Below are 7,328 nucleotides of genomic sequence, written 5' to 3' on the forward strand. Positions count from 1 at the left end.
AACAAATTCTTGCCTACAATGACAGCCTTTATCTCTCACGCTTATCTCGATTAAATTCCCACAATACTCAACAACCTTGTTTACCTTGCTAGCTTGAGTAAAACCATCAGTTGAACATTATCCAAGTAAACTCTACACTTAGTTTATTAATCCAATAAAAAACCTATAATGAAGAAGCTTCAGTATTTTGCTTCAGCCCACCATTTATTTTTAGCAAGCGTAATAATTTTACTATACGCAGGTAAAGGCTACGCCCAAGAATATCGCTTGCTAGAGTGTAAAGAAATCAAGGTTGCCGGCCCCGATCAATGGAATGCCAATAGTTCTTTTGATCCCACAAGCCAAAGTCATAAAGGTTTTGCTTATGACATATTGCAAAAAATTGCACAGAAACAGCAGATCCCTTACACCGTTTTACCTGATTTACCTTGGCAGCGAGCTTTAAAATACGCAGAGGATGGGCAAGTTGATATGATTGTGTCGATTTATCAAAGCGCAGAGCGTGAGCGTTACCTCGAATTCAGCGAGCCACTTTTTACTAATGAGGTTAAAATTTATGTGCGTAAGGGCCGTGAATTTAACTTTAACGCTTTTGAGGACTTAAAAGGAAAAAAGGGTCTATTTCCAGCAGCTGGAAGTTATGGCGATGAGTTTGACACTTATGCACAAAACTTAGATTTAGAGGGCAAAACCACCATCGCAGATTTGTTTATGTACTTATCAAAGGGAACAGCTGATTACGCCATTCAAAATGAAAACAGAGCCAGCTACTATCTAACTGAAAGCGGCTTAGACACTAAAATCGTTGCCCTTGCTAACCCTTTATTAAATGTATCTGCAAGACTAGGTTACAGCCGCAAAAGCCGCTGTGGTGGTTTACTGCAAAAGTTTAAAGCTGAATTTCAGCACATGCATGCAACGGGAGAATTAGCCACCTTACAACAGCATTCTCTCAACAAAAACTAACCTGCTGTAACTATTATAATTTTATAAAAACCCTAGTTTTATACAAAAGTGACCTTCCCATAAAACATCCTCATAGACAGCAGAACTAAGCACCGCTATATAAATTCATCGCGAGAAAACGGGTGATAATGTCCACCCAGTTGATACCTTATTTTTAGTGTAACTCCGTGACATTAACTCTAGCTAAACATGTATCTTAGTAGTTTAAATACGTTTCATGGACAAGTAGTTTGATAATGCTAACTGTTATCATTTACAATCCCCCTTTTATCACTTGCCAATATTATCGGGAGTTCGTTTGGTTAAGTTGTGGTTACGCCGAATTCACTTACTGATAGCCGTTTTAGCTGGCTTGTTTTTAATAAATTCCAGTATCACTGGCACTTTACTCATTTACGCTAAAAACATTCAACAAACTATTAATCCAGCTTATTGGCAAGTTGAGCCACAAACGAGTCCACTCGATTTAGCCACTCTCGTCCACAAGGTTGAACTCACAACGTCTGAAAAAGTACGCTTTATTGAGCCTGAAAATGCGCCCAACCTAGCTTGGCAAGTACAATTAAACAATCAGCAGTATGTGAGTATTAATCCTTATAGTGGTGAGATTTTATTAGAATACGATTTTTACGACACCTTTTATGGTTTTAATCTAGGTTTGCACCGCTGGCTATTAATGCAGGATAAGGATGGCAATACGCCACTCAGAGTGTTGGTTGCAACAGCGACTTTATGTTTAATCATAGAATTAATACTTGGTTTTTATTTGTGGTTTAGACCCAAAAATCGTTTAAAGCGCCTGAAGATTAATAAAAAAGCCAAAAACAAAGTGTTGTTTTACCAATTGCACACAGTAATAGGTGTATATGTTTTATTACCCCTGTTATTAGTCGCCTTTAGTGGCATTACCTTCTACTGGAAAACTCAAACCGCCAGTGTTGTTGAAGCACTGACGTTTGGTAAGATAGAGGAAAGGCCTGCGCCCCCTACTATTCAAGTTCTTCCTTCATCACAGTTACAAATTAATTTGGCCATCAAAAATGGCTTAAACGCCTTGCCACAAGCCAGTTTATTTCGAGTTTACATGGCAGCTGACCACACACAAGCAATGGCGCTTAGGCTGCAAACACCGGCTGAAATCCACGCAAACAGTTGGATTTGGGTTAACCCCTATTCCGCTCAAGTATTAAATGTTCATGATGCCAGTCAAACTTCGTTTTCAACTCAGGTGTGGAACTATAGATACAAATTTCACATCGGCGATTTCGCTGGTCCGATTATTCAGTTTGTTTGGATCTTCGTTGGCTTATCACCATTATTCTTTGTGTTATCAGGATGTTATTTGTTGTATTGCCGCAAGATAAAACCAAAACGAGCTTGCAAATGAGAGTTATTATCATTAAGATCTCCTGCATTATCAATTCGGGAAGGTACAATGAAAAACACAGGTATTACGACTCTTGCATTAGCGATATCGGCACAATTAGTTTCGCAAAATTATGTTCAGGCTGCAGAGTCCGCGAATAAGCTCACTGATAAAAATATCGAAAATATTATTGTGACGGGAAGTCGAGTATTTGAAAGTATCGATGAAGTACCCGCATCAATCACCGTCATAAGCCGCGCCCAAATTGAACAGCATTTAAAAGTATCTCCAGAGTTACAAAGTTTATTGGCCATCTATGTGCCTGGTATGGCACCTAACACAGGCACCTCCAGTAACGCAGGACAGACTCTTCGTGGTCGCTCGCCCTTAATTATGATCGATGGTGTGCCTCAATCGACTCCACTGCGTAATGGCTCCTTAGACATTAAAACCTTAGATCCAAGTGCCATTGCACGCATTGAAATCATCAAAGGGGCGACCTCTATTTATGGTAATGGCGCCGCCGGTGGGATCATCAATTACATTACTAAAAAGCCTTCTAGTGAAAAGTTAAGCGGTGAAGTGAATGTATCCAGTCGTTTTAGTATGGTCGATACTGATGAAAGTGTCGGTGGACGTATTGAAGCGGCCATTAACGGCACCCTAGATAAATTTAGCTATTTGCTTACGGCGAGTTACGAGCAAAGTGGTGTTCAGCGTGATGCGCAAGGTGATATACCGGGTTTGCAATACGGTTTATCAGACACCGAAACCCAAAACTATTTTACTAAGCTAAGTTATCAATTTGACCCACAAAAATCTGTGCAACTAAGCTACAACTTTTACAGTGCTGCGCAAAAAACTGATTTAGCGGATGTGGCTGGTGATATTAATCTTGGTGAAAAAACCTACGCAATCCATGTACCTAAAGAACAACAGCTACTCGGTAATCCTCCAGGACAAGACGGCAATACCAATTTAATGCTGAAGTACACCGATGAGGCCTTATTTGCCAATACTCAAATGACTGTGGATTTTTATCAGCAAGATATTGAAAACACCTTTTTCTACTCACCTTCTTTTGCCAATCCCGACGAAGGGTATACCGGTGGCCAATCCATCATCAAGTCAGAAAAAATGGGCGCCAGAGCGACTTTTAATACCCAAGTTGATTTTGACATGGTCGAAGCCTCTTTTATTTATGGGGTTGACGCACTGAACGACATCACTTCACAACCTTTAGCAGATGGCCGTATTTGGGTGCCAGAAATGGACATGCAAAACCTTGCTTTCTTTTTACAAACTAAATGGCTTATCGCTGACGATCTTATCTTCAAGCTAGGTATTCGTCAGGATGATATCGAATTACAAGTAGATGATTATCAGACCTTAAAACAATGTCGCTCTGCCACACAGTGCCAAGCATCTATCGATGTCACTGGCGGTACTATCGATTACAAAGCCACTACCTACAACGCCGGTATTAAATATAATTGGAGCCCATTGTTTAGTCCTTTTGTAAGTTACTCACAAGGCGCTGACATTTCAGACATAGGCCGTTTATTACGCACAGCGACAGTAACCGACATTGCCCTGATCCGTACTGAAGCCTCTATTATTGATAGCTATGAACTCGGTTTTAATTCACAAGTATCTAATGATTTACGTTTTGAATTTGCTGCTTATCGCAGTACGTCTGAATTAGGTACCAGCAGTTCTTTTGATGCCAATACTGGGGTCTACCTGCCTGTTAGAGCACCACAAAAAATTTGGGGTTATGAAGGCCTAGTGGATTATCGTATCAATCCTCAATTGCAGGTGGTAGCGACTTACAGTTATGTAGAAGGTAAAGATACCGAAGCAGATGAGTATTTAGGTGCTCAGCAAATTGCCCCACCGAAAGCGACAGTAAACTTCTCTTGGTTGCCAATAAGTGATGTATCAGTCTCATTGACTTATTTGTATGTGGCTGATCGTCAGCGTTTTGCTGCCGCCGACAATGGCACTTATGTAGGTGATCAAGGCCCAGTAGAAAGTTATCAATTGGTGAATTTAAGTGGTCAATATAAATTGAACCAGCAATGGAGCGCCTTTTTTGGTATAGAAAATTTATTAAACGAAGATTATTTCCCCGCTAAATCTCAGTCATATCGTTATGGTGGTTATAACGTGAAAGGTATTGGTACAACTGCTAACGTAGGGCTTAAAGTTATATTCTAAGTTCTAGAATTATCTCAACTTAAGCTCAACTTGTTTTGAGACAACAGCCATTTAAATAATTGAGAGCTAGCTGTAAGAGTTGAATACTCATCTCTTACAGCTAGCTCTATTTTTTACAGTTTTATAAAAATTTTGCGTTTATACATAAAGCTCGACACCCCGTAAAACACCAGCACAAACACTAAAGCAAAACACAGTGATGCTAGTTTTTCCGGCATAAAGCTACTTAAGGATCCATACATAAAACGATGTAAGGTTTGTGCTTTACCAGCACTGTCTGTCCAACTCACTAAGTGTAAACACACGGCAAATATCCAGGCAATAACATAAATAAATAAAGGATTACTGCCGTATACCTGCGCCCAATTAAACCAACTGTGATGTTTTTTGATGTCATATAAATAGATAATCGCGGCTAATACTAACCATGCAAAACCACTGGTTACTAATACATAAGAGCTGGTCCATAAGGCTTTATTGATTGGCATCAACACATGCCACAAGTCAGCAACAACTAAAGCAATAATGCCGTATAACAACAAACTGCGATATTGGCTCTTAGCGGTTTTACTCTGCCCCAAAAACGCACTGGTTAAATAACCTGCCAGCACAGTAACCACGGCTGGCAAACAACTCAACAAACCTTCTGGATCAAAGGCCAAACCAAAACCTTGATACAAATGACTGGCACCTAGGACTTGCAGATCAATCACTCTAACTAAGTTGCTTGATAGGCCATAAGGCACATCAACTAGGTTCAATAGTGCCCAATAAGCCAACAGCAGAGCGATACTACACAGCACCAATTGGCGAATATTAAACACACAAACAAGGACTGCCGCTACCCCATAACACAGAGCGATACGCTGTAGCACCCCCATAATGCGCCACTCACTGATGACGCCGTTAAACGGGAAAATATTAAGTAAAAAACCAATCAAAAATAACAAGGCAGTACGTTTGATGATTTTTAACCAAGGTATATTAGGTGTTTTTGCTGAAGCGCTGTTTACTGCAAAAGCAGACATGGAGTAATACATGGCCGCACCTACAATAAACATAAAGAAAGGAAATATTAAATCCGTCGGTGTTAAACCATGCCATTTGGCATGTAAAAAGGGGGCATAAACATGGCCCCAAGAACCGGGATTGTTGACGAGCAACATCGCGGCCAGGGTTAATCCACGAAAAATATCCAAACTAACTTGTCTTTTCATTCTATTAATCCTGACCTGAGTTGAGTGATTTTTTTGTTTTACCTACCAATTACGTTTTTTGTGGCCGAGCAAGGCGTAATACAAAATAAAGGCGTATAAGGGCAACATGATCCAATAAGCCGCTTGGCCATTAACCGCATCAGACAAAAGTCCGTAGGCTAAAGGAACTAAAGCACCGCCACTGATCCCCATAATCAATAAAGCCGAACCACGTGCGGTAAATTTGCCTAAACCAACCAAGGCTAAGGGCCACACTGCTGGCCACACTAGGGCATTAGCAAAACCCAACAAGGCAATATAAGTAATAGTATCAGGTAACAAGGGCACACCTGCCCAGCCCCATAACACGGCAGATACGCCAGTGCTGTTAGTATCACTAAATACCACCATGGCCGAACATATCAAACCAGCCACAGCCGATGCGGTAAGAGCCGTTTCTTGACTCACTAAACGTGGGATCAAGACTATGCCTAAAGCATAACCAATTAACATAAAGGCCATAGTGTAAGAGGTTAAAGAACTCGCATTGGCTACACCTAAATTAGAGGCAAACAAACCAATAGTGTCACCCGCTATCACTTCGGCACCCACATAAACAAATAGGGTTACAGCGCCCAATACTAAGGCAGGGAATTGTAAGATAGAGGTTTTAGTCGCTTGACCATTGTCATTGGCCTGTTCATCTTTCTCTAAAGGCAATTCAGGTAAAGGTGACATTTTTAATAACCATGCCAACACGGTAAATACCACAGCCATGCCTAAATAAGGATAAATCAAACCATGAGACAAGGCGGTAATGGTTTCAGCTTGCTCTGCCGCTGGCATAGCCGCTAAGGACACTGAAGAAAGACTAGCAAAATCACCCAATACAATGGCGGTAAAGGCCAGTGGTGCAATAACCCCTGCGCCTTTGTTCATCAAGCCCATAAACATAATACGTACAGCGGCGCTTTTTTCTGGACCCACTTTAACCACATAAGGATTTGCAGCGGTTTGCAAAATGGTTAAACCACTACCAATGACAAATTGCGCCACTAGAAAAACCCAAAACTGTTGATAATAAGCTGCTGGCATATACAACAAAAATCCAGCCACTAAAATCAGCAAACCTAAGGCCATACCGTTTTTAAATCCGGTACGCTCTAATATGGCTGCCATGGGCAAAGCCATTACGGTGTAAGCCACGTAAAAGGCAAAGGCCACCATAATCGCCTGAGTATCAGTCAATTGGCAGACCATTTTTAAATAGGGAATAAGCGCGCCGTTTTGCCAAGTGACAAAACCAAATATAAAAAATAGCGCACCTATAATAGCCAGCGGTACAAAATAATTCTGTTTCGCTGGTTCTAGGTTAAGGTTGGTATCAGTTTTCATTCACTATCCTTTTATTTTGTTTTTTAATTAATGCATTTGAAAGGGTGACACCCGTTTGCTGTTGAGCCAACAACAAAGCGCCATAATCTGGGTTGTATTTAGGTAAACTGAGTTGCTCGCGCACATCGGCCGCTAACCAAGGCGTTAAACTATTGGCAAGCCCGCCTATCAAGGCTAAACGCCCG

5 protein-coding genes and 1 pseudogene are annotated in these 7,328 nt (G+C 40.9%); 3 read left to right on the forward strand and 3 right to left on the reverse strand.

The window, feature by feature from the left end; translation table 11 throughout:
* Positions 1 to 168 precede the first annotated feature (168 nt).
* The 3 genes from AX660_RS07465 (at position 169) to AX660_RS07475 (ending at position 4,552) form a co-directional block, all read left to right on the forward strand.
* The gene (locus tag AX660_RS07465; protein ID WP_068374708.1) at positions 169 to 966 is read left to right on the forward strand and encodes a substrate-binding periplasmic protein; all 798 of its coding nucleotides are present in this window, start codon (positions 169 to 171) and stop codon (positions 964 to 966) included.
* 298 nt (positions 967 to 1,264) lie between these two features.
* Entirely contained in the window at positions 1,265 to 2,353 is a 1,089-nt protein-coding gene (locus AX660_RS07470; protein ID WP_068374711.1) for a PepSY-associated TM helix domain-containing protein, read from the forward strand.
* Positions 2,354 to 2,401: 48 nt separating this feature from the next.
* Positions 2,402 to 4,552: a TonB-dependent receptor gene (locus AX660_RS07475; protein WP_068374714.1), complete on the forward strand. Its 2,151-nt coding sequence runs from the start codon at positions 2,402 to 2,404 to the stop codon at positions 4,550 to 4,552.
* A 113-nt stretch (positions 4,553 to 4,665) separates the two neighbouring features.
* On the opposite strand, the gene AX660_RS07480 is transcribed toward AX660_RS07475, so the two are convergent.
* From AX660_RS07480 to AX660_RS23275, 3 genes and pseudogenes are all read right to left on the reverse strand, one after another.
* Positions 4,666 to 5,769 (reverse strand): acyltransferase family protein, encoded by a 1,104-nt coding sequence (locus AX660_RS07480; protein WP_068374717.1) that lies wholly within the window; start codon positions 5,767 to 5,769, stop codon positions 4,666 to 4,668.
* Positions 5,770 to 5,811: 42 nt separating this feature from the next.
* Positions 5,812 to 7,143, reverse strand: coding sequence for a sugar MFS transporter (locus AX660_RS07485; protein WP_068374723.1), 1,332 nt, complete (start codon positions 7,141 to 7,143; stop codon positions 5,812 to 5,814).
* Positions 7,133 to 7,328: pseudogene (locus tag AX660_RS23275) on the reverse strand (hypothetical protein); the annotation flags it as partial. The pseudogene AX660_RS23275 and the gene AX660_RS07485, both read right to left, overlap by 11 nt.

It is taken from the genome of Paraglaciecola hydrolytica (assembly GCF_001565895.1).
Taxonomy (GTDB): Bacteria; Pseudomonadota; Gammaproteobacteria; order Enterobacterales; family Alteromonadaceae; genus Paraglaciecola; species Paraglaciecola hydrolytica.

Coding starts and splice junctions, on each gene's coding strand:
- AX660_RS07465 (WP_068374708.1), top strand. CDS start 169: ATGAAGAAGCTTCAGTATTTTGCTTCAGCCCACCATTTATTTTTAGCA.
- AX660_RS07485 (WP_068374723.1), bottom strand. CDS start 7,143: ATGAAAACTGATACCAACCTTAACCTAGAACCAGCGAAACAGAATTAT.
- AX660_RS07475 (WP_068374714.1), top strand. CDS start 2,402: ATGAAAAACACAGGTATTACGACTCTTGCATTAGCGATATCGGCACAA.
- AX660_RS07480 (WP_068374717.1), bottom strand. CDS start 5,769: ATGAAAAGACAAGTTAGTTTGGATATTTTTCGTGGATTAACCCTGGCC.